The sequence below is a fragment of the Streptomyces sp. NRRL WC-3742 genome, assembly GCF_000720635.1.
Lineage (GTDB): Bacteria > Actinomycetota > Actinomycetes > Streptomycetales > Streptomycetaceae > Kitasatospora.
On record NZ_JOCF01000230.1, the window covers coordinates 1 to 206 of the forward strand.

Here is a 206-nt window from a genome sequence, read left to right on the forward strand (position 1 = left end):
GCGCTACGAGGCTTAGCTTCCGGGTTCGGAATGTAACCGGGCGTTTCCCTCACGCTATGACCACCGAAACACTATGAAACTGTCAACCGCACCCAACCCCCTGTTACCGGGGTTGGGGGTCGTTGTTTCAGAACAACACAGTGGACGCGAGCAACTGAGGACAAGCCCTCGGCCTATTAGTACCGGTCAACTCCACCCCTCACGAG

At 57.3% G+C, this 206-nt stretch carries 1 rRNA gene; it reads right to left on the reverse strand.

Annotated features, from left to right (window positions below):
* Positions 1–68: ribosomal RNA gene (gene rrf / locus IH61_RS0140160) — 5S ribosomal RNA — on the reverse strand; the annotation flags it as partial.
* Positions 69–206: the final 138 nt, after the last annotated feature.